The organism is Phytopseudomonas flavescens (assembly GCF_900100535.1).
Classification (GTDB): domain Bacteria; phylum Pseudomonadota; class Gammaproteobacteria; order Pseudomonadales; family Pseudomonadaceae; genus Aquipseudomonas; species Aquipseudomonas flavescens.
Map to the genome: position 1 here is coordinate 1 of NZ_FNDG01000027.1, position 25,727 is coordinate 25,727.

Annotated in this window: 25 protein-coding genes and 4 tRNA genes; 9 read left to right on the top strand and 20 right to left on the bottom strand. The window is 64.4% G+C overall.

The window, feature by feature from the left end; translation table 11 throughout:
- Window positions 1-18: 18 nt before the first annotated feature.
- The 13 genes from BLR94_RS24420 to BLR94_RS24480 form a co-directional block, all read right to left on the bottom strand.
- Window positions 19-95: transfer RNA gene (locus BLR94_RS24420), tRNA-Arg, on the bottom strand.
- Window positions 96-165: 70 nt separating this feature from the next.
- Window positions 166-256 (bottom strand) — tRNA-Ser (locus BLR94_RS24425).
- Window positions 257-317: 61 nt separating this feature from the next.
- Window positions 318-503, bottom strand: coding sequence for a carbon storage regulator CsrA (csrA, locus tag BLR94_RS24430; protein WP_013792214.1), 186 nt, complete (start codon window positions 501-503; stop codon window positions 318-320).
- Between the two features lie 181 nt (window positions 504-684).
- Window positions 685-1,923, bottom strand: a complete 1,239-nt coding sequence (locus BLR94_RS24435) for an aspartate kinase (RefSeq protein ID WP_084305930.1) — start codon at window positions 1,921-1,923, stop codon at window positions 685-687.
- Window positions 1,924-2,024: 101 nt separating this feature from the next.
- The gene (gene alaS, locus BLR94_RS24440; RefSeq protein WP_084305928.1) at window positions 2,025-4,658 is read right to left on the bottom strand and encodes an alanine--tRNA ligase; all 2,634 of its coding nucleotides are present in this window, start codon (window positions 4,656-4,658) and stop codon (window positions 2,025-2,027) included.
- 186 nt (window positions 4,659-4,844) lie between these two features.
- Complete coding sequence (gene ltaE, locus BLR94_RS24445; RefSeq protein ID WP_084305926.1) at window positions 4,845-5,846, bottom strand: low-specificity L-threonine aldolase; 1,002 nt, start codon at window positions 5,844-5,846, stop codon at window positions 4,845-4,847.
- A gap of 43 nt (window positions 5,847-5,889) precedes the next feature.
- Entirely contained in the window at window positions 5,890-6,900 is a 1,011-nt protein-coding gene (astE, locus tag BLR94_RS24450; RefSeq protein ID WP_084305924.1) for a succinylglutamate desuccinylase, read from the bottom strand.
- A 10-nt stretch (window positions 6,901-6,910) separates the two neighbouring features.
- Window positions 6,911-7,195 carry a topoisomerase II gene (locus tag BLR94_RS24455; protein ID WP_084305922.1) on the bottom strand — a complete coding sequence of 95 codons (285 nt, stop codon included), beginning with the start codon at window positions 7,193-7,195 and terminating at the stop codon, window positions 6,911-6,913.
- Between the two features lie 41 nt (window positions 7,196-7,236).
- On the bottom strand, window positions 7,237-8,598 hold the full coding sequence (gene astB, locus BLR94_RS24460; protein ID WP_084305920.1) for an N-succinylarginine dihydrolase: 1,362 nt from the start codon (window positions 8,596-8,598) through the stop codon (window positions 7,237-7,239).
- On the bottom strand, window positions 8,595-10,058 hold the full coding sequence (gene astD / locus BLR94_RS24465; protein WP_084305918.1) for a succinylglutamate-semialdehyde dehydrogenase: 1,464 nt from the start codon (window positions 10,056-10,058) through the stop codon (window positions 8,595-8,597). Before astD ends, astB begins: the two co-directional genes overlap by 4 nt.
- A gap of 139 nt (window positions 10,059-10,197) precedes the next feature.
- Complete coding sequence (astA, locus tag BLR94_RS24470; RefSeq protein ID WP_084305917.1) at window positions 10,198-11,214, bottom strand: arginine N-succinyltransferase; 1,017 nt, start codon at window positions 11,212-11,214, stop codon at window positions 10,198-10,200.
- Window positions 11,215-11,254: 40 nt separating this feature from the next.
- Window positions 11,255-12,271, bottom strand: a complete 1,017-nt coding sequence (gene aruF / locus BLR94_RS24475; protein WP_084305915.1) for an arginine/ornithine succinyltransferase subunit alpha — start codon at window positions 12,269-12,271, stop codon at window positions 11,255-11,257.
- Window positions 12,272-12,400: 129 nt separating this feature from the next.
- Window positions 12,401-13,624, bottom strand: a complete 1,224-nt coding sequence (locus BLR94_RS24480; protein WP_084305913.1) for an aspartate aminotransferase family protein — start codon at window positions 13,622-13,624, stop codon at window positions 12,401-12,403.
- Between the two features lie 479 nt (window positions 13,625-14,103).
- Between BLR94_RS24480 and BLR94_RS24485 the strand changes: the two genes are divergently transcribed.
- Together BLR94_RS24485 and BLR94_RS24490 are read left to right on the top strand one after the other, a co-directional pair.
- Window positions 14,104-14,373, top strand: a complete 270-nt coding sequence (locus tag BLR94_RS24485) for a hypothetical protein (RefSeq protein WP_084305911.1) — start codon at window positions 14,104-14,106, stop codon at window positions 14,371-14,373.
- Between the two features lie 126 nt (window positions 14,374-14,499).
- The gene (locus tag BLR94_RS24490) at window positions 14,500-14,862 is read left to right on the top strand and encodes a VOC family protein (RefSeq protein ID WP_084305909.1); all 363 of its coding nucleotides are present in this window, start codon (window positions 14,500-14,502) and stop codon (window positions 14,860-14,862) included.
- 63 nt (window positions 14,863-14,925) lie between these two features.
- On the opposite strand, the gene BLR94_RS24495 is transcribed toward BLR94_RS24490, so the two are convergent.
- Window positions 14,926-15,981: an NAD(P)H-dependent flavin oxidoreductase gene (locus BLR94_RS24495; RefSeq protein ID WP_084305907.1), complete on the bottom strand. Its 1,056-nt coding sequence runs from the start codon at window positions 15,979-15,981 to the stop codon at window positions 14,926-14,928.
- A 51-nt stretch (window positions 15,982-16,032) separates the two neighbouring features.
- Window positions 16,033-16,899: a LysR family transcriptional regulator gene (locus BLR94_RS24500; protein ID WP_084305905.1), complete on the bottom strand. Its 867-nt coding sequence runs from the start codon at window positions 16,897-16,899 to the stop codon at window positions 16,033-16,035.
- A gap of 112 nt (window positions 16,900-17,011) precedes the next feature.
- On the opposite strand from BLR94_RS24500, the gene BLR94_RS24505 reads away from it, so the two are divergent.
- Both BLR94_RS24505 and BLR94_RS24510 read left to right on the top strand, forming a co-directional pair.
- Complete coding sequence (locus BLR94_RS24505; protein ID WP_084305903.1) at window positions 17,012-17,866, top strand: DMT family transporter; 855 nt, start codon at window positions 17,012-17,014, stop codon at window positions 17,864-17,866.
- 311 nt (window positions 17,867-18,177) lie between these two features.
- A complete protein-coding gene (locus tag BLR94_RS24510; protein ID WP_139207502.1) occupies window positions 18,178-18,426 on the top strand; it encodes a hypothetical protein in 249 nt (82 codons plus the stop codon).
- Between the two features lie 25 nt (window positions 18,427-18,451).
- Here BLR94_RS24510 and BLR94_RS24515 read toward each other — a convergent pair whose 3' ends face one another.
- From BLR94_RS24515 to BLR94_RS24525, 3 genes are all read right to left on the bottom strand, one after another.
- Window positions 18,452-20,263: a glycoside hydrolase family 15 protein gene (locus tag BLR94_RS24515; protein WP_084305900.1), complete on the bottom strand. Its 1,812-nt coding sequence runs from the start codon at window positions 20,261-20,263 to the stop codon at window positions 18,452-18,454.
- Entirely contained in the window at window positions 20,256-21,056 is an 801-nt protein-coding gene (locus tag BLR94_RS24520) for a glucose 1-dehydrogenase (RefSeq protein WP_084305898.1), read from the bottom strand. Before BLR94_RS24520 ends, BLR94_RS24515 begins: the two co-directional genes overlap by 8 nt.
- Before the next feature lie 67 nt (window positions 21,057-21,123).
- Complete coding sequence (locus BLR94_RS24525; RefSeq protein WP_084305896.1) at window positions 21,124-22,917, bottom strand: thiamine pyrophosphate-requiring protein; 1,794 nt, start codon at window positions 22,915-22,917, stop codon at window positions 21,124-21,126.
- 327 nt (window positions 22,918-23,244) lie between these two features.
- Here BLR94_RS24525 and BLR94_RS27630 point away from each other — a divergent pair, with 327 nt between their 5' ends.
- Genes BLR94_RS27630 through BLR94_RS24550 form a run of 5 tightly spaced genes read left to right on the top strand, consistent with a single transcriptional unit; the run spans window position 23,245 to window position 25,339 of the window.
- Window positions 23,245-23,382, top strand: coding sequence for a hypothetical protein (locus BLR94_RS27630; RefSeq protein WP_167359805.1), 138 nt, complete (start codon window positions 23,245-23,247; stop codon window positions 23,380-23,382).
- A gap of 45 nt (window positions 23,383-23,427) precedes the next feature.
- On the top strand, window positions 23,428-23,841 hold the full coding sequence (locus BLR94_RS24535; protein WP_084305892.1) for a YgaP-like transmembrane domain: 414 nt from the start codon (window positions 23,428-23,430) through the stop codon (window positions 23,839-23,841).
- A gap of 42 nt (window positions 23,842-23,883) precedes the next feature.
- Entirely contained in the window at window positions 23,884-24,297 is a 414-nt protein-coding gene (locus BLR94_RS24540; protein WP_084305890.1) for a hypothetical protein, read from the top strand.
- Window positions 24,294-24,698 (top strand): phage holin family protein, encoded by a 405-nt coding sequence (locus BLR94_RS24545; protein ID WP_084305888.1) that lies wholly within the window; start codon window positions 24,294-24,296, stop codon window positions 24,696-24,698. The genes BLR94_RS24540 and BLR94_RS24545 overlap by 4 nt, the downstream gene beginning before the upstream one ends.
- Window positions 24,695-25,339 carry a DUF3618 domain-containing protein gene (locus tag BLR94_RS24550; RefSeq protein WP_084305886.1) on the top strand — a complete coding sequence of 215 codons (645 nt, stop codon included), beginning with the start codon at window positions 24,695-24,697 and terminating at the stop codon, window positions 25,337-25,339. Before BLR94_RS24545 ends, BLR94_RS24550 begins: the two co-directional genes overlap by 4 nt.
- Window positions 25,340-25,483: 144 nt before the next feature.
- Here the strand turns inward: BLR94_RS24550 and BLR94_RS24555 are convergent.
- Together BLR94_RS24555 and BLR94_RS24560 are read right to left on the bottom strand one after the other, a co-directional pair.
- Window positions 25,484-25,560 (bottom strand) — tRNA-Asp (locus BLR94_RS24555).
- Between the two features lie 12 nt (window positions 25,561-25,572).
- Window positions 25,573-25,648 (bottom strand) — tRNA-Val (locus tag BLR94_RS24560).
- Window positions 25,649-25,727 lie beyond the last annotated feature (79 nt).

A 25,727-nucleotide genomic window follows, 5' to 3' on the forward strand; every position in this document is an offset into this window, starting at 1 on the left:
GCTGCAAGCCATTCAATATGGCGGACTCAGGAGGATTCGAACCTCCGACCGCTCGGTTCGTAGCCGAGTACTCTATCCAGCTGAGCTATGAGTCCGTTGGTGTTTTTAGACCAGATCACCGCTGGTTTGTTTGCCAACCTGACCTGAGCCAGATATGCCAAATAATGGCGGAGAAGGGGGGATTCGAACCCCCGACACCCTTTTGAGGTGTACTCCCTTAGCAGGGGAGCGCCTTCGGCCACTCGGCCACCTCTCCGCAACACGGGGCGCATGATAAACATGTTTTCCCCGTTTGCAAACCAAAATTTCGATAAAAATTAGTGGTTTGGTTCTTCGCCCTTCTCTTTCTGGATGCGCTGGTAAATCTCTTCACGGTGGACGGCGACTTCCTTAGGCGCATTCACGCCAATCCGCACCTGATTACCTTTAACGCCCAACACGGTGACAGTGACTTCGTCACCCACCATCAGGGTCTCTCCGACCCGGCGAGTCAGAATCAGCATTCCTTTCTCCTTACGGATTCAATTTCGGACAACAAGTCTGTGAACGGTTGAAAGGCACCGGGCAGAATCAAGACGAAACCCCCAGTACCCAAGTATTGACCAGCACGGACGGAAGGAAAGTTCCGACAACACCAACCAAAAGAACGAAAGGCGCGGAATGACCGCGCCTTTCGCAGGTGCCTCAGTCGCCCTGGCGGGCCGGAGCATCGAGTTCGAACGCAGTGTGCAGGGCGCGCACCGCCAATTCCAGATATTTCTCTTCGATGACCACCGAGACCTTGATCTCGGAGGTAGAGATCATCTGGATATTGATGTTTTCCTTGGCCAGCGCTTCGAACATACGGCTGGCCACACCGGCATGGGAACGCATGCCGACACCGACGATGGACACCTTGGCGATGTTCACGTCGCCGACCACCTCGCGGGCCCCCAGTTCGCGCGCCGTGGCCTCGAGCACCTGCTGGGCGCTCTGGTAGTCATTGCGGTGCACGGTGAAGGTGAAATCGGTGGTGTTATCGTGCGCGACGTTCTGCACGATCATGTCCACTTCGATGTTGGCGGCACTGATCGGACCCAGGATCTTGAAAGCAACGCCCGGCAGATCAGGCACGCCACGGATGGTCAGCTTGGCTTCGTCGCGATTGAAAGCGATGCCGGAGATGATCGGCTGTTCCATGGATTCCTCTTCGTCAAGGGTAATGAGGGTGCCCGGGCCCTCCTGGAAGCTGTGCAGAACGCGCAGCGGGACGTTGTACTTGCCGGCGAATTCCACCGAGCGGATTTGCAGCACCTTGGAGCCCAGGCTGGCCATTTCCAGCATCTCTTCGAAAGTGATCTTCTCGAGGCGCTGGGCTTTCGGTACGACCCGTGGGTCGGTGGTGTAAACGCCATCGACATCGGTGTAGATCTGGCACTCATCGGCCTTCAGGGCCGCCGCCAGGGCCACGCCGGTGGTGTCGGAACCACCACGGCCGAGGGTGGTGATATTGCCTTGCTCGTCGACACCCTGGAAACCGGCGACCACCACCACGCGCCCCACCTTGAGATCGGCGCGGATATTGACATCGTCGATGCTCAGGATGCGCGCCTTGTTGTGTGCGCTGTCGGTCAGGATGCGTACCTGACTGCCGGTGTAGGACACCGCCGGCACGCCACGCTTGATCAGTGCCATGGCCAGCAACGCGATGGTCACCTGCTCGCCGGTGGAGACCATCACGTCGAGCTCGCGGGCGACTGGCTGGTCATCGCTGATCTGCCTGGCCAGTTCGATAAGGCGATTGGTCTCGCCACTCATGGCCGATACCACGACGACGATGTCGTCACCCTTTTCGCGGAAGGTCTTCACCTTCTCTGCAACCTGCGCGATGCGCTCGACGGTGCCGACGGAAGTACCACCGAATTTCTGTACGATCAAAGCCATTTCAAAGCTGCCTCAGCCCATGAAGGGCGCCCATTAAACAGACAACACCGCACACACCAGGCCGCTCGCCGGGCATGGCGAGGGGCCTGATCTCGCTTGCATCAGGAGCCTTGGAGGCCCTGCTGGACGAACGGACCGATCAGCGCAAGGGCACCATCGAGTGCAGCCGCATCGACTCCCCCCCCCTGCGCCATGTCCGGCCGGCCACCGCCCTTGCCGCCGACTACAGCAGCGGCTTGTTTCATCAGATCGCCAGCCTTCAGCTTGCCGGTCAGATCCTGGGTCACGCCGGCCACCAGCACGACCTTGTCGTCCTGCACGCCACCAAGCAGGATCACCGCACTGCCGAGCTTGTTCTTCAACTGATCGACCAGGGCCAGCAAGCCTTTGCCGTCCAGACCATCGATGCGCGCCCCCAGGGTCTTGACGCCCTTGATGTCCACGGCCGATCCGGCCAGGTCGCTGCCCGCCGCACTGGCGGCCTTGGCCTTGAGCTGCTCCAGCTCCTTTTCCAGCTGCCGATTGCGTTCGATCACCGCTGCCAGCTTGCCGAGCAGATTGTCGCGACTGCCCTTGACCAGCGTCGCCGCTTCTTTCAATTGTTCTTCCGCACCATTCAGGTAGGCGAACGCCGCAGCGCCGGTGACCGCTTCGATACGCCGCACACCAGCCGCCACACCGCCTTCGCTGACGATTTTGAACACACCGATATCACCGGTACGGTTGGCGTGGATGCCGCCACACAGTTCGACTGAGAAACCGTCGCCCATGGTCAGCACGCGCACGTTGTCGCCGTACTTCTCACCGAACAGCGCCATGGCGCCCTTGGCCTTGGCACTGTCGATATCCATCTCTTCGGTCTGCACGGGCGTATTGCGGCGCACTTCGCGGTTGACGATTTCTTCCAGTTCCCTGAGCTGCTCCGGCTTGATCGCCTCGAAGTGACTGAAGTCGAAGCGCAGGCGCTGGCTGTCCACCAGCGAGCCTTTCTGCTGCACGTGCTCGCCGAGCACCTGACGCAGCGCGGCATGCAACAGGTGAGTCGCCGAGTGATTGAGCCCGGTTGCAGTACGCACCGAGGCATCCACTTCGGCATTGATGGTAGCGCCCACGCTAAGGCTGCCCTTGCTGACCACGCCGTGGTGCAACCAGGCACCGCCGACCTTGCTGGTGTCACGCACGTCGAAACGCACACCCGGGCCTTCGAGGAAGCCACAGTCACCGATCTGGCCACCGGACTCGGCGTAGAACGGCGTCTGGTCGAGAACCACCACGCCCTCCTCGCCTTCGTTGAGGGTATCGACGGCTTGGCCGTCACGCAGCAGCACCAGCAGCTCGCCGCTGGCGACGGTGGCGCTGTAGCCGAGGAAGCGGGTGTCCTTGTCGACCTTGACCAGGCTGTTGTAGTCCATGCCGAACGAACTGGCGGAGCGGGCCCGCACGCGCTGGGCTTCCATCTCGCGCTCGAAGCCGGCCTCGTCGAGGGTCAGCTCGCGCTCACGGGCGATGTCACCGGTCAGATCCATCGGGAAGCCGTAGGTGTCGTACAGCTTGAAGATCACTTCACCTGGAATCACCGTACCACTGAGCTCGGCCAGATCCTGCTCGAGGATCTTCAGGCCCTGCTCCAGGGTCTTGGCGAACTGCTCTTCTTCGGTTCTCAGCACGCGCTCGATGTGCGCCTGCTGCTGCCTCAGCTCCGGGAAGGCGTCGCCCATCTCGCTGGCCAGCGCCGCGACGATCTTGTGGAAGAAGCTGCCCTTGGCGCCCAGCTTGTTGCCATGCCGACAGGCGCGACGGACGATGCGACGCAGCACGTAGCCACGACCTTCGTTGGACGGGGTGATACCGTCGGCGATCAGGAAGCTGCAGGAGCGGATATGGTCGGCCACCACTTTTAGCGAAGCGTCACCATCGTTGGCGCAACCAATCGCCCGGGCGCTGGCGTCGAGCAGACTCTGGAACAGGTCGATCTCATAGTTCGAGTTGACGTGTTGCAGGACCGCGCTGACGCGCTCCAGGCCCATGCCGGTGTCCACGCTCGGCGCTGGCAACGGGTGCAGAACACCATCTGCCGTGCGGTTGAACTGCATGAACACGTTGTTCCAGATTTCGATGTAACGGTCGCCGTCCTCTTGCGCAGAGCCGGGCGGGCCGCCCCAGATGTGGTCGCCGTGGTCGAAGAAGATCTCGGTGCACGGGCCGCACGGGCCAGTGTCACCCATGGTCCAGAAGTTGTCGGACGCGTAAGGCGCGCCCTTGTTGTCGCCAATGCGGATCATCCGCTCGGCCGGCACACCGACTTCCTTGTTCCAGATGTCGTAAGCCTCGTCATCGCTGGCGTAGACCGTGACCCAGAGTTTTTCCTTGGGCAGCTTCAGCCATTTCTCACCGGTGAGGAATTCCCAGGCGAAGTGAATGGCATCGCGCTTGAAATAGTCGCCAAAGCTGAAATTGCCGAGCATTTCGAAGAAGGTGTGGTGACGCGCGGTATAGCCGACATTTTCCAGGTCATTGTGCTTGCCACCGGCACGCACGCATTTCTGGCTGGTCGCGGCGCGGGTATAGGCGCGCTTTTCCAGGCCCAGGAAGCAGTCTTTGAACTGGTTCATGCCTGCGTTGGTGAACAACAACGTCGGGTCGTTGTTCGGAATCAGGGAGCTGGAAGCGACACGGGTGTGCCCCTTCTCTTCGAAGAAGCTCAGGAAAGCTTCACGGATTTCTGCGCTTTTCATTGGCATTTTCCAGGAAAACAGGCGGCCACGGCGAAGCCGGCAAAAGCCCGCATTATATCGGGCTTGTCCGTCGCGGCTAGGGCATCGGCGGAATTATTTGCCGGCAGCTCGATGGCCGGGAATCACTGCCCTGCAGCGCTGGCGGCAACCCGGCAGCGGGCCGCCCAATACGCCCGCCAAACAGGCTCAGCCACGAAACGCGGCGAAGGCTTCGATCACCTGGCCCACGGCATCGCCCCCCACATCCAGATGGGTGACCATGCGCAGGCGTGGCGCGGCGCTCAGACGAATGCCGCGCTCGGCGCATAAGGTTTTCAGTTCGCCGGCACGCTCGCCGATCTGCACGTAGACCATGTTGGTCTGCACCGGCTCGACCGAGTAACCCAGTTCACGCAGGCCCGCGGCCAGGCAGTCGGCATTGGCATGGTCTTCGACCAGCCGCTCGACCTGATGATCCAGCGCATACAGCCCGGCTGCAGCCAGCATGCCGGGCTGGCGCATGCCGCCACCGACCATCTTGCGCAGGCGCCGGGCCTTGCCGATCAGCGCTTCACTGCCGCACAGCACGGACCCTACCGGCGCACCCAGGCCCTTGGACAGGCACACGGAAACGGAGTCGAAATGGCGGGTGATTTCGCGGGCCTCGACGCCCAGCCTGACCGATGCATTGAACAGGCGAGCGCCATCGAGGTGCAGCGCCAGACCCTTGTCGCGGGTAAAGGCGCGGGCAGCAGCCAGATATTCCAGCGGCAGCACCTTGCCTTGCATGGTGTTTTCCAGCGCCAGCAGACGGGTGCGGGCGAAATGGAAGTCGTCCTGCTTGATCGCCGCTTCGACACGGGCCAGATCCAGGGAACCATCGAGCTCCATGTCCAGCGGCTGGGGCTGAATCGAGCCGAGCACGGCAGCGCCGCCGCCCTCGTACTTGTAGGTATGCGCCTGCTGGCCGACGATGTATTCGTCGCCGCGCTCGCAGTGGGCCATCAGGCCCAGCAGGTTGCTCATGGTGCCGGTCGGTACGAACAGCGCCGCAGCGAACCCCAGTTGCTGCGCCAGGCGGTGTTCCAGGCGGTTGACGGTCGGGTCCTCGCCATACACGTCGTCGCCCAGCTCGGCGGCCAGCATCGCTTCTCGCATGCCGGCTGTGGGCTGGGTGACGGTGTCGCTACGCAGATCGATGATGGGCATGGGTACTCCTGTGCGGGCAGATGAACGAAGGATGGCAATGCCATCATTCCAGTAGAGAGGCCTGGGCCGGGACCAGGAGGATGCCGGCCCGCTGGCCATTGTGCACGTTGGGGTTGGGGAAAATGATGCGTGCCCCCTGCTCTTGTACCACCCAGCGGCTGCTGGCCAGGTCTTCCGCCAGCAGATAGCCGGGCGCCAGTTCGGTGAAGTTCTCCACGTCGGCGGGCAGGTGCAGGGCGAAGGCGTCGCTGTGCTTGATCACCTCACGGGCGAAGGCGAACAGTTGCAGGTGCTCGGCGGCGGCCTCGTCCACCGGCGGCTCGCAGCCCTCGATGAGGGCTTGCAGACGTAGCTCCAGGCGGTCCAGATTGACCAGCTCGTTGTGCCCGAACGGTCTTGCCTTGCCCAGCTCGAGGGTGAACGCCTCGGCCCCCAGCCCGGCGTAGGTGTAGGCACTGAAGGTGGTCGATGGCTGACTTTGCAGCAGCACCGCGTCGATACCGGCAGCCTGCAGGCGTGCACACTCGTGCCGCGACTGACGACGTCCCTCGGCCCAGGGATACAGGGCGAACTGCTCGATCCGCGACGCGCGGATGGCCGTATGCAGGTCGTAATGCAGGCGGGTACGTTCGGCATCGGCGAAGAACGAAGCCGCCAGGTGCTCCAGCTCACAGGCGCGCATCGCCTCGGCACCACTGCTCAGCTCGTGCCAGCCGCTGAACAGGCGGTTGATGTCCTGCTCGATGAAGCGTTCACCACGGCGCATCGCCGGAGGGTTGCCGAACAGCAGCAGCAAACGTGCATGGGGCTGCAGTTCGTTACGAGCGATGCGCCGCAGCAGCCTGTCGAGCAACTCGATCGGGGCGGTCTCGTTGCCATGGATGCCCGCCGAGAGCAGCAGGTCCATGCCATTGTCGCGGCCACCAGCCGGTGTCACTTCGAGTGCCCCCTCGGCCAGCCATCGCAGGCGCGTACCCTCCGGCGTCAGCTGTATCTTAGAGGCCGGCTCGTGGCCAGCCAGTGTCAGTTCGAGCAGTTTGCCGAGGGCGAGCATGAGGTGTTCCTCAGTGATTGCAGTCCGGGCCATGGACGTGATCGTCACCGGCGCCGTCATCGGCGGGTTCCATTTCCAGCTCCAGGCTGACCAGGTTGGTGGCCAGCGGGCGCAGCAACAGGTTGGCATACTCCGTATCGCCCTCGGCAACGTCGACGCCGATCATCAACTGGCCGTTGCCGACCTGCTGGATCCACACTTCCTTGCCCTGCCAGAGTACGGCGAAACGGGTGCATGACGTTTCCAGTTGGGTGCCGTCGCTATCTTCGAGGATCAGTTGCAGGGCGTCGCTCATAGGTACTCCAGGGTCAATGGCGGCTCGTGACGCGAGTCGCTTCAAATCAATTGAAAGGGATAGACGGAGCCCAGTCCAAGCAGCCGGGTCAACTCGTCCAGCGCGGTTCGGCATTCGTCCAGCAGCTGCGGGTCGGCCAGGTCGCTCTCGCTCAGGCGATCCCGGTAATGGCGATCCACCCACTGCAACAGCCGCTCATACAGCCCCGAGGTGAGCATCACCTGCGGATTCATGGCCGCCAGCTCTGCTGCCGACAATGCCACGCGCAAGCGCAAACATGCCGGACCGCCACCGTTCTGCATGCTCTGCTTGAGGTCGAAGGCACGCACCTCGGCGATCGGCCCGTCACTGCCCAGCAACGTCTGCAGGTAGGCCCAGACCCGCTGATTACCACGGCATTCCTCCGGCACCACCAACAGCATACGCCCGTCGGCCCGGGTCAACAGCTGGCTGTTGAATAGATAGGAGCGTACCGCGTCCTCGACGCCCAGCGCATGGCGCGGCACGCACACTGGCTGCAAGCGCCCGCCCAGGCGCGCGAGCTTGTCGCCGAGTTCGCCGATGACCCGCTGGCTGTCGAGAAAGGCATCCTCATGATGGAACAGCACCTGGCCGTTACCCACCGCAATCACGTCATTATGGAACACGCCCTGATCGACGACCGCAGGGTTCTGCTGGGCAAAGACCAACGCCGCGTCACTCAGCCCATGCAAGCGCGCCACCGCCTGGGAAGCCTCCAGCGTCTGCCGTGCCGGGTAACGCTGCGGCGCCGGCAGACGCGGATCGAAGTCACTGCGGCCGAAGACGAAGAACTCCACGCCTGGCTCGCCGTAATCGCGACAGAAGCGGCTGTGGTTGGCCGCCCCTTCATCGCCGAACTGGCTGACCGCCGGCAAGGCGGCATGGTGGGCGAAGTGCCGTTCGTCAGCGAACATCGCTGCCAGTACGCGGCTGGTGGTCGGGTGTTCGATGGAGCGATGGAACTTGCAGTTCAGATTGGCTGCGGTGAAATGCACGCGACCATCGGCGGTATCCGCGCCAGGGCTTACGGTGGCCGCGTTGGCCGTCCACATGCTCGACGCCGAGCAACTGGCGACCAGCAGCGGCATGGCCTCGCGTGCCGCCTTCTCGATCACCTGGGCGTCGCTGCCACTGAAGCCGCAGCGACGCAGTACCTGAACATCCGGCCGCTCCTGGGGCGCCAGCACCGCCTGGGCGAAGCCCATGTCCATCAGCGCCTTCATTTTCGCCAGTCCCTGGCGAGCCGCTTGCCGGGGGTTGGAGGCGACTTGACCGTTGTTCTGCGAGGCGACGTTGCCGTAGGACAGGCCACCATAGTTGTGCGTCGGGCCGACCAGGCCGTCGATGTTCAATTCGCAGGCCGACGCGCTTGGGCGACTCATAGGCTGACTCCCGGTGCCAGGCTGTCGGGCAGTACCAGGCGCTCGCTTTCCAGCGAGGCGACCGGATAGGCGCAGTAGTCCGCGGCGTAATAGGCGCTGGGACGATGGTTGCCCGAGGCGCCGATGCCGCCGAACGGTGCGCTGCTGGCAGCCCCGGTCAGCGGCCTGTTCCAGTTGACGATACCGGCGCGGCTGCGCAGCCAGAACCGCTCGTAACGTTCACGGGAATCGGACAGCAGGCCGGCCGCGAGACCGAAACGGGTGGCATTGGCCTCGTCGATGGCGGAATCGAAATCGGCATAGCGAATCACCTGCAGCAGCGGCCCGAAAACCTCTTCGTCAGCGCGCGCCTGCACCGCCGTCACATCGATGATCCCCGCCGTCAGCAAGGCTGCGCCCTCCAGCGGCTGGCTCATGTCCAGTAGCGGCCGCGCGCCCTTGTCGACCAGCCGCGCCTGGGTCTTGAGCAGATGCTGGGCGGCATCCAGGGAAATCACCGCGCCCATGAACGGCGCTGGCTGGGCGTTGAAAGCACCGACCTTGAGGCTTGCCGCCACGCTGACCAGGCGCGCCAGCAGCGCGTCGCCCCAGGCTCCTTCAGGAACCAGCAGGCGCCGTGCGCAGGTGCAGCGCTGCCCGGCAGAGATGAAGGCGGACTGGATGATGCAGTAAACCGCCGCATCGATATCGGCGACCTGCTCGACGATCAGCGGATTGTTACCGCCCATTTCCAGGGCGAGGATGGTCTCCGGGTGGCCGCCGAATTGAGCGTGCAACCGATTGCCGGTGCGGCTGGAACCGGTGAACAACAGCCCATCGATGCCGGGATGGGCCGCCAGCGCGGCGCCGGTTTCCCGCGCCCCCTGCAGCAGATTCAGCACCCCGGCCGGCAGCCCCGCCTCGATCCAGCAGCGGACGGTCAGCTCGGCGACTTTCGGCGTTTGCTCGCTGGGTTTGAACACCACGCAGTTACCGGCGAGCAAGGCAGGCACGATATGCCCATTGGGCAAGTGCCCCGGGAAATTGTAAGGGCCGAACACAGCGACCACGCCGTGTGGCTTGTGGCGCAGAACCGTACTGGCGTCACCCTGTGCGCCTTGCCTGTACCCGGCACGTTCAGCCTGGGCCTGAACCGCAATGCTCACCTTGGCGATCATGCTGGCGACTTCGCTGGTGGCCTCCCACAACGGCTTGCCGGTCTCTTCGCCGATACTGTGGGCGAGTTCATCCTGCCTGGCCTTGAGCACCGCGGCGAAGCGTTCGAGCAAGGCGATTCGCTGCGTCAAGGGCGCGGCGGCCCATGCCGGAAATGCATGGCGAGCGGCCTCCACGGCGGCGGTCACCTGCTCGGCATCGGCTCCACGGCCGACCCAGAGCACCTGCTGGCTGACCGGATCGAGGGATTCCAGGCCAGTGCCCTGCCCTATCTGCCAGAGACCTGCAATGTAATGCGTGCTCATGGTCTATCACTCCAGGCTTCACGGTTCGACAGGCCACCGCCTGGCGACGGTCCTGCATCTGTAACGGCTGCCGCTCTGTGGCGGCATCACCGATCAGGGCTGACGGCACGCCGCCCCGGGTCACATCGAAAACGCGGACTCAGGCCTGCGCGGCCAACACCACGGCGCGTACCTGATCCCCCACGCTCAAGCGCAGACGCCTGGCCGTCAGTGGGTCGACCACCAGGGTCCCTGCGGCCATGCGCGCCCTTGCCGCGGTAATTCGGCAATCTTCTCGCCTGCGGTTGTGCACCAGATACACCGGCGCATCGTCCCCCGGCGTACCGATGGCGAGGACCAACAACTGGCTGTCGCGAATCGCGCGTATCTTCGCGGTCTCCGCCTCTATGGCCGGGCCGGCATCGAAGATGTCGACGTAACCCTGGTAGCTGAAACCTTCCGATTTGAGCATGGCCAGGGCCGGCTCGGTGTCCGGGTGCACGCGGCCGATCACCTCGCGCGCGGCCTCGGAGAGGAAGCAGGTGTACAGCGGGAACCTGGGCATCAGCTCGGCGATAAAGGCCTTGTTGCCGACACCGGTGAGGTAGTCCGCCTGGGAGAACTCCATGCGGAAGAAGTGCCGGCCGAGGCATTCCCAGAAAGGCGAACGGCCCTGATCGTCGGAGACGCCACGCATTTCGGCGATGATCTTCTCGCCGAACCGCTCGCGAAACTCGGCGATGAACAGCAGGCGAGCCTTGGACAGCAGGCGCCCGTTCAGGCCGGTGCGGTGATCGGCATGCAGGAACAGCGAGCACAGTTCGGAGTGGCCGGTCAGGTCATTGGCCAGGAACAACGTCGGCACCTGGCGGTGGATGTTCAGTTCCTGAGAGGCGCAGACCGTGAGGCCGACCCGGTAGTTGTACCAGGACTCGCGCAAGCCGACGCCACCAGCGATCGCGGAAATACCCAGCACGCGGCCGTCATCGTCCTCGAGCACGAACATGTAGTCGCAATCGCCGCGTTCGGCCTCGCCGCTGAAGGTCTTCTCGGCACGACCGACCCGGTAGGCCAGACGTGCCTCGTTGGCCGGCAGGGTGGTCAGCCCGGTACCGGTGCTGCGTGCCAGGTCAATCAGCGCCGGCAGGTCGCCGGCACGTACGGCGCGTACGATCATGATGCCTCCGGAAAACGACGAACCAGGCCGATGACAGTCCTCATACCGCCACCAGCCTTACCTGGCCGCCCTCGGCGACACCCAGGGTACGAGCGGTGAGCGGGTCGAGCAGCGCTGGCTGACCGGGAGCCCAGTTCATCTCGGCGATCACCGCACGAAAACCCTGCAACTGTTCGTTGCTGACCAGGTAGGGGCGCCCGCCGCCGCCGGCTTCACCGAGCACCACCGGCGCCACCACACTCTGGGCGATGGAGCGAATGCCCGAGGTGCGCGCATGCAGGGTCGGGCCGCCATCGAAGATGTCGATGTAGTGGTCGGTCTCGAAGCCATCGCGCATGAGAATGTCGAAGGACACCTGCGCACGCGGATGCACCAGACCCATGGACTCCTGTGCGGCATCCGGCAACAGCGGCACATAGATCGGGTAATGGGGCATCAGTTCGGCGAGGTAGGCCCGGCTGCGCAAACCGCATAGCCGCTCGGCCTCGGCATAGCTCATGCCGAAGAAATGCCGCCCCACCGCATCCCAGAACGGCGATTCGCCGGCATCGTCGCTCTCGCCGACGATCTCCACCACCATCGCCTCGGCGAAGCGTTCCGGGTGGCAGGCGGCGAACAATAGGCGGGCGCGGGAATTGAGCTCGGAGCAGACGCTGTCGACCAGCGAGCGCTCGACGTAGAAACTGGTCAGCAGGCTGTTGCCAGTCAGATCGTGGCACAGCGAGAGCACGTGGATCTTGTTGTGGATCTTCAGCTCGCGGGAGTTGTGAACGAAGGTCTCGTTGCGAAAGCTGTAGAACGGCTCGGAATAGCCTGCCGAGGCGACGATGCCGGAGCAGCCGACCAGTTGCCCGGACTCGCTGTCCTCGAGCACGAAGAAATAGCGCTCCTCGCCATTGAAGCTCACTTCGGCAGCGAACGAGGCCTCGGAGGCAGCGATCTTGTCGCGCAGCCGCTCGGCATTGTCTGGCAGCGAGGTGACCCCCACCGGGCTGTCGGCGGCCAGACGCTGCACTTCAGCGAGGTCGGTCATTCGCGCAGGGCGCATAACCAGCATGGTGTCACTCCTTCAGCAGAGCCCGGGCACGGCAGCCCCGGCAGCGAGAACCATCATCCATGGAGCCGACCGACCATGGCGGTCGGACGACCAAGAGCACTGGCGGCATTCGGGCCGCCAGCAGGCGGGTCAGGCAACGGCCACCAGCTTGGCCACCGCGCGCTCGAAGCGCTCGAGGCCTTCGTCGATGTCGGCGTCCTCGATCACCAGGCTCGGCGCGAAGCGCACCACGTCCGGCCCGGCCTGAAGAATCATCAGGTTCTCTTGTGCCGCCGCATCGAAGAAGGCGCGCGCCTTGCCCTTCCACGCCTCGGACAGCACCGCGCCGATCAGCAGGCCCATGCCGCGCACGCCGGAGAACACCCCGTAACGCTCGCCGATCTGCTCGAGGCGCGCCTTGAAGCGCTGGTGCTTGGCTTTCACACCGTCCAGCACCTCGGGGGTATTGATCACGTCAAGGACCGCGCCGGCCACCGCACAGCCAAGCGGGTTGCCGCCATAGGTGGTGCCATGGGTGCCGACAGCCAGGTGGCTGGCCAGCGCTTCGGTGGTCAACATGGCGGCGATCGGGAAGCCGCCACCCAGGCTCTTGGCGCTGGACAGCACGTCTGGCGTCACGCCGTAGTGCTGGTAGGCGAACAGATGACCGCTGCGGCCCAGGCCGCTCTGCACTTCGTCGAATACCAGCAGCGCATTGTGCTGATCGCACAGCTCGCGGGCACCCTGCAGGTAGGCCCGGTCGGCCGGCAGCACGCCGCCCTCGCCCTGGATGGGCTCCAGCACCACGGCGCAGGTCTTGTCGCTGATCGCCGCCTTGAGCGCGTCGAGATCGTTGTAGGGCACATGGGTGATGCCCTGGATCTTCGGCCCGAATCCGTCGGAGTATTTCGGCTGGCCACCCACGCTCACGGTGAACAGGGTACGTCCGTGGAAGCTGTTGGTGGCCGCGATGATTTCGTGCTTGTCGGCGCCAAACCGGTCGTGGGCCACACGCCGCGCCAGCTTGAAGGCCGCCTCGTTGGCCTCCGCACCCGAGTTGCAGAGGAACACGCGCTCGGCGAAGGTGGCCTCGACCAGCTTCTTGGCCAGGCGCAACGCCGGCTCGTTGGTGAATACGTTGGAAACGTGCCACAGGATAGTAGCCTGTTCGGTCAGCGCCTTGACCAGCGCCGGGTGCGCATGGCCGAGCACATTGACGGCGATGCCGCCCGAGAAGTCGATCAGTTCACGACCGGTTTGATCCCAGACCCGGGAACCGGCACCGCGCACCGGCACGAACGCCGCGGGCGCATAGCTGGGCACCATCACCTGGTCGAAATCGGCGCGTTGCACCGGGTCATGCTGAACGGACATCGGAACTCTCCTGACGAGACACGCGAGCCTGAGGGGCCTGCGATGCGAAAGATTGTAGGGGGTGCTGGGAGGACGGCATTGCCGGCATGCGACAACTTCTTACAGCGCCAACCCAGGCTGCAGACGCCTGCGAAACGAGCCGCATAACGCGTCGGTGAAGCGCAGTTTAAACGTTGCCGCTGTCCAGGCGCACGAGGTGGCAGATATTTAACCGCCGCAATGCCATAAACCGCCGCCGCATACCGCCCCGAGCCGCTGAAGAGGGGGCGCTCGGGATTTAAAACGCACATATGAAAATTATTTGCATCCAAGCCTCTGCAGCATATTGCAAGCGCCCGGTGTGACGGTGATATCATTTTGCTCGCATCACGACCCTCGTTCGTGAACGGCGTCCTGCAATGTGCTGGTCAGGGATATGACAGCCAAGGCAGCTCCACCCAAACGCACTGCATCGATTCGTCCAGTCAAGGAAGCACGAGATGACAGCGAAAGAACAACAGCTCACCGAACTGCTCACCCTCACCTCACGCACGATCACCCATATGACGGCCGCGATGACCGCACTGTCGTTCGACCTGCTGCGCAGCGATGACAGCGGCGTTCGCTCCGCTGCCTCGAAGATGATCACCCGCCTCGGGGCTGTCAGCCAGGAGCTGGATCAGCAATGGGCACTGATCAGCGAGCTGACCGGCGTCGAGTCCCCAGACCGCCACGACGCCATCGAAGAAGTGCAGCTGCATATCGCCTGAGCCAATGATGCCTGCTCAGGTCGACCTGGCCTCTGGCGCGTCAGCATGGCTGCCGATGATCGCCCATCCTCCCCTGCCGGCTGCACGTCTGGCTGCGCCGTCCCCTCCAGTGACAGGAACTCGCCGATGAACGCCCCCAGCACCCGAGTCATGTTGTATGCCAGTGATCCGGGCAGAACTTGCGCCTTCTATGAGCGCCATTTCGGTTTCGTGAGCGGCGAGCAGGACCAGGGCGTGATCGAACTGCACCACCCCCGCGGCGGCTTGATTCTACTGATACACCGTGCTGCCAAATCGCTGAAGGGCAATCAGGCGCGCATCAAGCTGGTCTTCGATGTCGAGGATCTGGATGCCTTTCGCAGCCGCGCTCTGAGCAACGGCCTGGAGTTCGGCCCGGTCCATCATGGCGAGGGCTACGAGTTCGCCAACAGCAAGGACCCGGATGGCAATGGCGTGAGCATCTCCAGCCGGGCGTTTCGTTCGCGGTAGCTTCTCGCAGCATGCGAGGTCGCGGGGCGACTTCGCGAGCTGTAACGGAGCGTGAACGGCTTCTCAGGCTCTGGCGGCCAGGTACTCCTGCTGCAGCAGCGCAACCAGTTCGGCCGCTGGCATGGCCCGCGCCAGCGCCGCCCCCTGCCCCGCCCAATGAGCGGCGAACTCGGCATTACCGGCCTTCCCCGCTGCGGCGATCAGCTGCTTGCCGGCATCGTAGGCAATCCCGAACCCCGGTACCGACGGATGCCCGGGCGCGCCAACCTCGGCCATGAAGCGGTTGAGGATGCCACGCGCCGGACGCCCGGAGATCACCGTGGTCACCTGGGTGACCTGCGCGCGCTCACTGCTCAGCATGCGCCGATAGGCGTCGTTGGCGGCAGACTCGGGGCACAGGATGAACGCCGTCCCTAACTGTGCGGCGCAGGCCCCCAGGTTGATGGCCGCAGCGATACCGGCGCCGTCCATGATGCCGCCGGCGGCGATCACCGGCTTCGACAGGTGGCGCACCAGCACCCGGGTCAGAGCCAGGGTGCCGATACCCTGGTCGCCGCGCTGCGGGTCGAACACCCCACGGTGACCACCGGCCTCTATCCCCTGGGCGACGATCACATCGATACCGGCTGCTTCCAGCTGCCGGCCCTCTTCCAACGTGGTCGCCGACGCCAGCAGGGTGATGCCTGCTTTTTTCAACGCATCGATACGTTCCTGGGAAGGCAGACCGAGGTGGAAGCTGACGACCGGCGGGCGCTCTTCGAGCAGCACCTCGAGCTGGCCATCGTCATTCTGGAAGCTGCTGTAAATATCGCCGATGGCCGATGGAGCCGGCCTGTCGAACTCGGCGAAATAAGGCCGCAGGTGATCAAGCCAGGCCTGCTCCGTGGCGCGATCGACCACGCTGGGGCGATGGCAGAAGACGTTGACGTTGAAGGCGTTGCGGGTGCCGGCGCGGGTGTCGACGATCATCTGCCGCCCGGCCTCGGCCTTCACCGCAGCGATGGAGATGGAGCCCAGCCCACCGGCATTGCTGACCGCCGCTGCCAGCGCGGGGGTAGCGGTGCCGGCCATCGGCGCCTGAATGATCGGATACTCGATACCCAGTGCTGCACAGTGCATAGGATCCTCGCTGATGTTCGTCGCACAGGCCTGCGACTATAGCTCAGTTGATCAGTCGAAATCCCGACGCAGGGTCTGCAGCACCTGTTCATGCAGGGCCTCGACCAGTGCCGGCAATGCTGGCGTACGGCTGCGGATGACCGCCACATCGAGCATCGGCAGGCCCGGCAGCCCCTGGGCCGCACCAAGAACCTGCAAGCTGGCCGGCACGCAACAACGGGTCAGCACACCGAGCGCCGCGCCGCTTTGCGCCACCGCCAGTTGCCCGGCCACGCTGGGGCTGTTGTAGACCACCCGGTAATCACGGCCCAGTGCTTCGAGACTCTTGAGCACGCGGTTGCGTGCCTGGCTGCCCAGCTCGTACACGGCAATCGGTAGCGGGGTTTGCCGCCAGATTTCCTGGCGGGCATCGCCCACCCATACCAATTCCTCGCGAAACAGCAGCGCGCCGCGCTGCGGCCTGTCTCGGGTGACGATGGCCACATCCAGCGCACCGCTTTCCACCTGGGGAATCAGTTGCGTGGAAGGTTCGCACACCAGGTTCACCTGCACCGCAGGCTGACCGCTGGCGAAGTCGTTGAGCAGCGGGGTCAGATAACCCAGTGCGTAGTCATCGGGGATACCCAGCGAGACCTTGCCTTCCAGCCGCGCGCCGCCCAGGGCCAGCAGCGCTTCGCGGTGCACCCGCAGCAGCTTGCGAGCGTACCCGAGCAATTCCTCGCCTGCCGGTGTCAGGCTCAGGTGCCGTGGCCCGCGCAACAGCAAGGGGCGCCCCACCGCCGCCTCGAGCTTCTTGATCTGCATGCTTACCGCCGATTGCGAGCGGGCCAGCCCAGCGGCCGCTGCCGTCAGAGAGCCACTGCCGACCACCGCGACGAATGCCTGCAACCAATCGATCTGCAAATCCTGTCTGGCCATGGCTTACCATTCGATTATCGAATAACAAGCCACACTATAATCCGTTTTACGGGATAATCCGCTCTTGGCACCCTGCTCGCTTCTCCCCCGCAGAGAAGCCAGCCAGGCAACCATGAATCAGCGCATCGCCCATCTTCAATTGCACGGCGCCGCCCTGCTGGTTGGCGTGTCCGCGCTGTTCGGCGAGTCGCTGAATGTCAGTACGGGCATGATCGTCCTGGGTCGCGCGATGTTCGCCCTGCTGACCCTGAGCGTGATCGGCCTGTGCCTGGGTCTACGCCCGTGGCGGGGCGTCAGCGGCGGCACCATCGCCAAGCTACTGTTTACCGGCATCGCGCTGGGGGGACACTGGGTGCTGTTCTTCCTGGCAGTCCAGACCGGCGGGGTGGCGGTGGCCACCCTCGGCTTCGCCTCGTTCCCTGCCTTCACGGCGCTGATCGAGCGGCTGGCGTTCGGCCAGCGCCTGGGCCGCACCGACGGGCTGATCGTGTTGCTGGTCTCGGCGGGGCTGACTCTCGTCACCCCCTCTTTCGACCTGCGCGACGGCGCCACCGAGGGCCTGCTCTGGGGCGTGTTGTCCGGCGCCAGCTACGCCGCCATCGCGGTCGCCAACAAGCGTTTTTCCAGCGCCACGGACGGCTTGTCGTCATGCTGGTGGCAGTGCCTGGCCATCAGCGTGGCGCTGCTGCCCGCATGCCTGGGCGAGATCCCCGAGATCGGCATCCGCGACTGGTGGCAACTGGCAGCGCTGGGCGTGCTCTGCACGGCGCTCGCCTACAGCTTGTTTATCGCTGCGCTGCGCCATGTGCGCACGCACACTGCAGCGGTGGTGATCGCGATGGAGCCGATCTACGCGATTGCCGGCGCCTGGCTGATCTTCGGCGCACGACCGACTGCCGGCATGCTGTTGGGCGGCCTGCTGATCCTCGGCGCGGTGGCCTGGGCCGGCCTGAAGAGTAAAAACTGACCGATCGAAACACGATTGCCCCCTGTGCCGCACAGCAGAAACCCGCGCCGCGCCTGGTCGGCAACCATGCCACTCATCGTTCGACAGGCTGCATTCACGCAACTGTCGCAATTGCCAGGCTAACTTCCATCAGGCGTTTTTATCGCCTATTCTGCGACTCTGGGCACAAGACCCGAACCGCGCCGGCCTGCATGGCCGCGTGGAAAAACACACCGGCCATGGCGCCAAGCGATGATCGATACCTGCCTTGCCCCCGGCGTAGCGGAATGACCTGCACTGCCTCCACCAACGGATTTCAGGGCATCGTGACCATGGATTGTTTGATCATCTATTCGCGTCATGGCGAAAGGCGATTCCAGACCCTTACCACCCGCCTCATCCCCAACATGAAAGCGGTGGAATTCACCGTACTCAGCGCCGAACTGCCGGCCGACCCTGGCTCGCAGGGAGCCGGATTGATCGGCGGTTCGGTGAGGCAACTGATCCAGCAGCTCGGCATCGAGATCATCGACGTGCTGCCGGTGCGCAGGTCGCCTGCAGCCCGTGAGGAGCGGCCATGATGCCCCGCCCAGGCAGCGCGAGCGTTCAGGGCTGCCAGGTGGTGCGTTCACCGCTGAGCTTGTGATCGAGAAAACTGGCAGCGCTGATCAGCGCCAGGTGGCTCAGTGCCTGCGGCGTGTTGCCCAGATGGTGGGCGCGCCGGTCGAGCTCTTCGGCGTACAACCCCAACGGGTTGGCGTAGCGCAGTAGCTGTTCGAACTCCAGCTGCGCCTGCTCGATGCGCCCCGCACGCGCCAGGCACTCCACGTACCAGAACGAACAGGCGACGAACGAACCCTCTTCACCCTGCAGGCCATCGTCGGTGCGGTAGCGATAGACCATGCCATCGCGCACCAGTTGCCGCTCGATGGCCGCCAGCGTTGCCAGCCAGCGCGGATCGCTGGCAGCGACGAAGCGCATCAACGGCATCAGCAGCATCGAGCCATCGACATCCTGGCAACCGATACGCTGGATGAAGTGCCCGCACTCCTCGTCCCAGAAGTTGTTCCAGATATCGTCATGAATGGCCTGGCGCTGATCGTTCCAGCGCGCGAAGGGAGCCGGCAGCGAGCGCTTCTGTGCCAGGCGGATGGCTCGATCCAGCGCGACCCAGCACATCAGCCGCGAATGCAGGAAATGCTGCTCTTCGCCACGAATCTCCCAGATGCCCACATCCTTGCGTTGCCAGCTGTCACAGACCTGATCGACGATGCCCACCACATGCCGCCAGCCATCGTGGGAAATCGCCTCGCCGTACTTGTTGGCGAGATACACCGCGTCCAGCAGTTCGCCGAAGATATCGAGTTGGGTCTGGTCATGGGCTTCGTTGCCGATCCGCACCGGCCGCGCCCCACCATGGCCGGCAAGGTGATCGAGCGAGGTTTCCGGCAATTCGTGCTGACCGCCAAGGCTGTAGAGAATGCGCAGGTGCGCGGGGCCAGCCGAACAGTCCTCGACGCGCTCGCGCACCCAGTGCATGAAGGCGTTGGCTTCCTCGGAGAAGCCCAGGCGCATGAACGCGTAGACGGTGAACGACGCGTCGCGAATCCAGGTGTAGCGGTAATCCCAGTTGCGCTCCCCGCCCGCTGCCTCCGGCAGGCCGTAGGTTGCGGCGGCAAGAATGCCGCCGTGCTTGCGCGAAGTCAGCAGCTTGAGTGCCAGCGCCGAGCGATGCACCATCTCGCGCCAGCGGCCGCGGTAGTTGGACTGCTTGATCCAGCGCCTCCAGTACGTCAGGGTCTCGTCCAGACAATGTTCGCAGGCGCCAGCGGCGACCAGTGGATCGTCCACGGCACCGAGCACGAACTCGGCGTGCTCGCCCTGCTGCAAAGCGAACTCGGCAACGCCGCACTGCCGGTCGATGGTCAGCGCCTGGCTGGCCGACAGACGCAGGCTCGGCTGGCCGGGCGCGTGAAAGAGCACATCGGCGCCGTCCATGCGCGCCAACGTGTCGGCACGGCTGTAATCATGACGTACACGACAGCGCATGCGGATCGACGCGCTGCCAGCGATCACCCGGATGCGCCGGATCAGACGCGGATAGGCGTCCACGTCGGCGTTGATCGGCATGAAATCGGTGCACTCCACTACCGCCGACTCGTCCAGCCAGCGCGTCTGCAGTACGTTGGTGTCCGGCAGGTAAAGCTGCTGCCGACGCGCCCCGGGCAGGTCTGGCGCAAGCTGGAAAACCCCGGCCTCGGGGCTGTCGAGCAGCGCGGTGAAGATCGATGGGCTGTCGAAGTCGGGCCAGCAGAAGAAGTCCACGCAGCCGCTGTCGGCGACCAGTGCCGCACTGCGCATGTCGCCAATGATGCCATGGGCTTCGATGGGCATCTGACGCCCCGCGATCTCAACCATTGTCACGAAACTCCGGGTAGAGGCTCATACCGCCGTCGACGAACAGGGTCGTGCCATGCACATAATCGGCGGCATCGGAAGCCAGCCAGACCACCGCATTGGCGATGTCCTCGGCTTCGCCTATGCGCCCATAGGGGATCAGTTCGAGCAGCGACTCGGCGGCCTCGCCTTCGGTGGCCTCGCGATTGATCGCGGTACGGATCGCCCCGGGGGCGATGGCGTTGACGCGAATGCGCTGTTCGCCAACCTCCTGGGCCACGCTGCGCATCAGCAGGTCGAGCCCCCCCTTGGAGGCCGCGTAGTTGGCGCGGCCGGCCCAGGGAATGAGCTGGTGCACCGAACTCATCTGGATGATCTTGCCGGCCGCCCGCGACACCTCCTGACGTATGCCCTGCCGACGGAACTGCCGCAGGGCAGCGCGCACGCAAAGGAACTGGCCGGTGAGATTGACCTGCAACACTTGGTTCCAGTCCTCCAGGCTCATGTCCACCGTCGGTGCATCACGCTGCATGCCCGAATTGGCCAACAGGATATCCAGCCGCCCGAAGGCCGCCAGCGTCTCGGCGAACAACGCCTCGACCTCATCCTCGCTGGACACGTCCGCGCCGACCGCGATGGCCTGGCCGCCTGCGCCGTGAATCTCTTCGACCAGGCGTTCCGCCGCCTCGCGCCCGGACCGGTAGTTCACCACCACCGCCGCGCCGGCTCGTGCCAAGGCTTTCGCCGACGCCGCGCCGATACCTGAACTGGCCCCCGTGACCACTGCCACCTGTTGCTGCAGCGAAATGAGCATGCTTCCCCCCTTGCGACCTGTAGGACCTGACTGACCGCCACGCGCTGCAGTTCAGGTGCCGGGTAAACTAACGCCGTGTCTTGCCGGGCAGGATCGAGCCCAGCACCTGCTTGGTCGCCTGGCGGATGATGCCACCCTGGTTGGGGTCGCCCTGCCACAGCGCCGATGCGAATGCCTTGGCCTGGGCCAGGGTGATGTGCGGCGGCAGCGGCGGTACGTCGGGATCGGTCTTGAACTCGATCAGCACCGGGCGATCCGCTGCGAAGGCCTGCTCCCAGGCCTGGGCGACATCCTCCTCGCGGTCGACGTAGATGCCTTTCAGGCCGATGGACTCGGCGAACCGGTGATAGGGGACATTGGGGATGTCCTGGGAGGCCGAGAACTTCGCATCGCCTTCCATCGCCCGCTGCTCCCAGGTCACCTGGTTGAGGTCTTCGTTGTTGAAAACCGCGCAGATCCAGCGTTTGTCCTGCCACTGCTGCCAGTACTTGGCAACGGTGATCAGCTCGGCCATGTTGTTCATCTGCATCGCGCCGTCGCCGACCAGCGCGACGACGGGCCGATCCGGATGGGCGAACTTGGCGGCGATCGCATAGGGTACGGCCGCGCCCATGGAGGCCAGGCCGCCGGACAGGGAACAGAGCATGTCTTCGCGGATCTTCACGTCACGGGCGAACCAGTTGGCACAGGAGCCCGAGTCGCAGGTGACCACGGCGCGATCCGGCAGGCGCGGCGACAGCTCGTAGGCGACCCGCTGCGGGTTGATCGGTGATGCCGAGGCCATGGCACGGCGCTGCAGGGTGGTTTCCCACTGTGCCGTCCAGCGCTCGATGCGCTTGCGCCAGGTGCGCAGTTTCTTGCGCTCGAGCAGCGGCAACAGGGCCCGCAAGGTATCGGCGGAATCTCCCTGCAGGTTGACCTCCATGGGGTAACGCAAGCCGAGCATGTCCGCCTGGATATCGATCTGCACCCCGCGAGCCTGGCCTTCCTTGGGCAGGAACTCGGCGTAGGGAAAGCCGGAGCCGATCATCAGCAGGGTGTCGCACTCGTTCATCATCTGGTAGCTGGGCTTGGTGCCCAGCAGGCCGATGGAGCCGGTCACCCAGGGCAGTTCATCGGGCAGCACCGCCTTGCCCAGCAGTGCCTTGGCGACACCGGCACCAAGCAATTCAGCGATCTGCGCCACTTCCCTGCTCGCCCCCAGCGCGCCAGCACCGACCAGAATGGCCACTTTCTTGCCCGCGTTGAGCACCTCGGCGGCACGCTGCAGGTCATCGTCGTAAGGCACCACCCGGGGACGGCTGTAGCCAACCCCTGAATGCAGGGTGCCATGCTCGCGAGCCGGTTCTTCGTAGGGCAGCGTTTGCAGGTCATTGGGCAGGATGATCGCGGTTACCCGGCGATCGCCCAGCGCCGTGCGGATGCTGCGGTCCACCAGATGACGGACCTGCGCCGGCGAGCTGGCCTGCTGCACGAAGGCGCCGGCCACGTCCTTGAACATCGACAGCAGGTCGACTTCCTGCTGGTAATGCCCACCCAGCGCGTTGCGTGCCTGCTGGCCGACGATGGCCAGTACCGGCATATGGTCCATGCGCGCGTCGTACAGACCGGTGAGCAGATGCGTGGCCCCTGGCCCCGAGGTGGCGATGCACACCCCCAGGTCACCGGAGAACTTGGCATCGGCCGAGGCCATGAAGGCCGCCATCTCCTCGTGCCGAGCCTGGATGAAACGGATCTTGCCATCGGCCCTGGCCAGGGCGCCAAACACCCCGTTGATGCCATCCCCCGGGTACCCGTAAATGCGTCGAACGCCCCATTCATGGAGGCGTTCGACGATGAAATCTGCGACAGTCATGCTCATGGAAAACTCGCTCGAAGTTCAGGCCCGGAACGGGCCGACATGGATGGAGTTGCCACGCGACGTCAGCGTGCGCGACCGGTTGCCCGGGCAGCTTCACTGTCAGGGCGCAGAAATCTTGACCGGCACCGATCCCCAGAGGTTTAAGGTTTCTGCCCAAGCCACGGCATTCGTCGGCGTCTGCGCCAGAGGGACGTGGCCCGCTGCTGTCGCTCGGCAAAAAGATCGAACATGCTGCGCATGCGAGCCTCAAACCCTCTGACGGGTCAAACAACACTGGTACGGGCAGTTTCGCTAAGCCCGCCAGAACACGGATTGGAGGGACGCGACGTGAGCCAGCGATTACCAGAGGATCCTACCCAGGCACCCGGCACGCTGGACGCGCCCGGCGAGCAGCCTCCCCTCGGCCATCCCCAGGAACCGGACAACGATGTATTGCCGGACAAGCCTCAACCCGACCCGGTTTGAGCGCGCCGATCCAGCTTCCATCATCAACCAGGCAGGAGTGAACCCATGGTCGCCTTCGAACCGCAATCGCAACCCCCTCGAGAGGTCCCGGCACGCCAGAATGTAAGGGGCTGGGAACGCTTGTTGTCGATTGGCGGTGGCCTGCTGCTGGCCGTATTGGGGGCCGGTAAACAGGGCAGGCAAGGTAACCGCCAATTGAGTGCCGGCGGCCTGCTGTTGCTGCGCGGCTTCAGCGGGCATTGCAGCGTGAAAAGCGCGGCGGACAATCCACTGGAGGAAATCCGTTACCTGCGCGCCCGAGTTCAACGCTTGCAGGAACTGGTGTTGATGGCCGAGGAGCTGGCGGATCGGACACGCGCCAGCGCGGTGGAGCCAGTGCCTCCAGTGCCCGCAACGCCAGCTACAGCAGCGCCGCTGGATATCGTCCCCCCGCTGGCCAGCCGCGAGCCAGGCCGATGACCGCGACGCACAGCCCTTTCAAGCAGGAACAGGTGTAGCCACATGGATAACGACAGCAAAGAACGGCCTCACAAGCGCCCCGGCAAGATCATTTCCGGACACTGGCAGCAAGACGCCCAGGAGCAACTGCGCGCGCGCATCCAGGCCGATCAGGCGCACACCGACGAACTCGAGGCCCTGGCGCAGATCGCCCGCTCGACCATCGCCGATCTTGAAAACCCCGACGCGGTGCCCTCGCCCGATCGCCTGCGCCAGGCAGCCCGCCAGCTCGCCGCCATGCGCGATACCCTGAACAACGCCAGCGGGCATGCCGTACACAGTGTCGACCGCTTCGCCCGCAGCCACCCATTCTGGCTGGCTGCGGGCGGCCTGGTTGCCGGCTTGGTCATCGCCCGTGTGCTCGACAAACGCGAGCGCCGGCTGCAACGTCATGTGCAAAAAGGAGCCCTGCAATGACCGAAGATCCGCGGCAACCTCCGGTAGAGCCTTCCCTGCTTGGCCTGCTGCGCCTGCTGACCCGTGAAGTACAGACACTCTTCACCAAGGAGCTGGCGCTGGCCAAGGTCGAACTCAATGCATCCCTGCAAGCCACCAAGACCGGCATCGCCGCGGTGGCTGGCGGCGCCATCGTGCTGCTGTGCGGCGTGCTGATGCTGCTGCTCTCCGCCGTATACGGCCTGAGCACCGTGGTCGCACCCTGGCTGGCCGCGCTGATCGTTGGCGTGGTGGTGATCATCATCGGCCTGGTCATGCTGAAGATCGGCCAACAGAAATTCACGCCTTCCCAACTCACCCCCGAACGCACCCTGGACTCCTTACAGAAGGACAAGGAAGCCGTGCAGAGGCAAATGTCATGAGTACCCACAGCACCATCGCCGCCGAATCGCTCAAGTCTCCAGACGTGCTCGAACAGGAGATCGATCAACAGCGCAGCCGCATCGACGCACTGATCGACGATGTGGAAGCGCGCCTGACACCCCAGCGTCTGATCGACCAGGCACTCGCCTACGGGCGTGAAAGCGGCGGCCTGGAAATGGCCGAGCGCTTGGGACAGACCCTCAAGTCCAACCCGGTGCCCGTGGCGATGACCGCCATCGGCCTGGCCTGGCTGGCGGTGGAACAGGCCCGCGGCCGTGCGCAGCCAGCCGCCGATTTCACCGAGGACGCCGACCATGAGTCCCTCGCCGACGCCATCCGTGAAGCCAGGCAGTCCCTGCATCAGGGTAGCCAGACGGCCAGGCAGAAACTCCATGACCTGGCGGACGGTGCCGAATCGGTGAAGAGTCAAATCAAACAGGGTGCCGACAAACTGAACCTGGCGCTGCATCGTCGCCCGTGGGCGTTTGCCGCCGCAGGCCTGGCGCTCGGCGCGGTGATCGGCGTAATCGGTACCGGCCGCAAACGGCAGGTCGAGGTCGGCACCTACGAGGCTGCACACCTGGCCGATGCTGTCGACCACCTGGACGAAGAGCCACCCTTCCGCCCTGGCGCGATCTGACCGCTGCGGATTCTTGCGGCCCAAGTGAAAGCCTGGCGCCGCAGGAGCAGGAATGCTTCGACACAGCATGCAGAAACGAAAAAAGCGCCCTAGGGCGCTTTTCGCGTTGCTTCCGGGTGTTCAGTGGGCCCTGGAAGCGATGTATGGCGCAGCGGACGGGACTCGAACCCGCGACCCCCGGCGTGACAGGCCGGTATTCTAACCGACTGAACTACCGCTGCGCATACCTCGATTGGTGGGTGATGACGGGATCGAACCGCCGACCCTCTGCTTGTAAGGCAGATGCTCTCCCGGCTGAGCTAATCACCCTTCACTCTCGAAGTGGGGCGCATTCTAGAGAGCGACCCGCACCTTGGCAACCCCCTTTGTGAAAAAAATTTATTGGCGT

Coding starts and splice junctions, on each gene's coding strand:
- csrA (WP_013792214.1), bottom strand. CDS start 503: ATGCTGATTCTGACTCGCCGGGTCGGAGAGACCCTGATGGTGGGTGAC.
- BLR94_RS24435 (WP_084305930.1), bottom strand. CDS start 1,923: ATGGCTTTGATCGTACAGAAATTCGGTGGTACTTCCGTCGGCACCGTC.
- alaS (WP_084305928.1), bottom strand. CDS start 4,658: ATGAAAAGCGCAGAAATCCGTGAAGCTTTCCTGAGCTTCTTCGAAGAG.
- ltaE (WP_084305926.1), bottom strand. CDS start 5,846: ATGCCCATCATCGATCTGCGTAGCGACACCGTCACCCAGCCCACAGCC.
- astE (WP_084305924.1), bottom strand. CDS start 6,900: ATGCTCGCCCTCGGCAAACTGCTCGAACTGACACTGGCTGGCCACGAG.
- BLR94_RS24455 (WP_084305922.1), bottom strand. CDS start 7,195: ATGAGCGACGCCCTGCAACTGATCCTCGAAGATAGCGACGGCACCCAA.
- astB (WP_084305920.1), bottom strand. CDS start 8,598: ATGAGTCGCCCAAGCGCGTCGGCCTGCGAATTGAACATCGACGGCCTG.
- astD (WP_084305918.1), bottom strand. CDS start 10,058: ATGAGCACGCATTACATTGCAGGTCTCTGGCAGATAGGGCAGGGCACT.
- astA (WP_084305917.1), bottom strand. CDS start 11,214: ATGATCGTACGCGCCGTACGTGCCGGCGACCTGCCGGCGCTGATTGAC.
- aruF (WP_084305915.1), bottom strand. CDS start 12,271: ATGCTGGTTATGCGCCCTGCGCGAATGACCGACCTCGCTGAAGTGCAG.
- BLR94_RS24480 (WP_084305913.1), bottom strand. CDS start 13,624: ATGTCCGTTCAGCATGACCCGGTGCAACGCGCCGATTTCGACCAGGTG.
- BLR94_RS24485 (WP_084305911.1), top strand. CDS start 14,104: ATGACAGCGAAAGAACAACAGCTCACCGAACTGCTCACCCTCACCTCA.
- BLR94_RS24490 (WP_084305909.1), top strand. CDS start 14,500: ATGAACGCCCCCAGCACCCGAGTCATGTTGTATGCCAGTGATCCGGGC.
- BLR94_RS24495 (WP_084305907.1), bottom strand. CDS start 15,981: ATGCACTGTGCAGCACTGGGTATCGAGTATCCGATCATTCAGGCGCCG.
- BLR94_RS24500 (WP_084305905.1), bottom strand. CDS start 16,899: ATGGCCAGACAGGATTTGCAGATCGATTGGTTGCAGGCATTCGTCGCG.
- BLR94_RS24505 (WP_084305903.1), top strand. CDS start 17,012: ATGAATCAGCGCATCGCCCATCTTCAATTGCACGGCGCCGCCCTGCTG.
- BLR94_RS24510 (WP_139207502.1), top strand. CDS start 18,178: ATGGATTGTTTGATCATCTATTCGCGTCATGGCGAAAGGCGATTCCAG.
- BLR94_RS24515 (WP_084305900.1), bottom strand. CDS start 20,263: ATGGTTGAGATCGCGGGGCGTCAGATGCCCATCGAAGCCCATGGCATC.
- BLR94_RS24520 (WP_084305898.1), bottom strand. CDS start 21,056: ATGCTCATTTCGCTGCAGCAACAGGTGGCAGTGGTCACGGGGGCCAGT.
- BLR94_RS24525 (WP_084305896.1), bottom strand. CDS start 22,917: ATGAGCATGACTGTCGCAGATTTCATCGTCGAACGCCTCCATGAATGG.
- BLR94_RS24535 (WP_084305892.1), top strand. CDS start 23,428: ATGGTCGCCTTCGAACCGCAATCGCAACCCCCTCGAGAGGTCCCGGCA.
- BLR94_RS24540 (WP_084305890.1), top strand. CDS start 23,884: ATGGATAACGACAGCAAAGAACGGCCTCACAAGCGCCCCGGCAAGATC.
- BLR94_RS24545 (WP_084305888.1), top strand. CDS start 24,294: ATGACCGAAGATCCGCGGCAACCTCCGGTAGAGCCTTCCCTGCTTGGC.
- BLR94_RS24550 (WP_084305886.1), top strand. CDS start 24,695: ATGAGTACCCACAGCACCATCGCCGCCGAATCGCTCAAGTCTCCAGAC.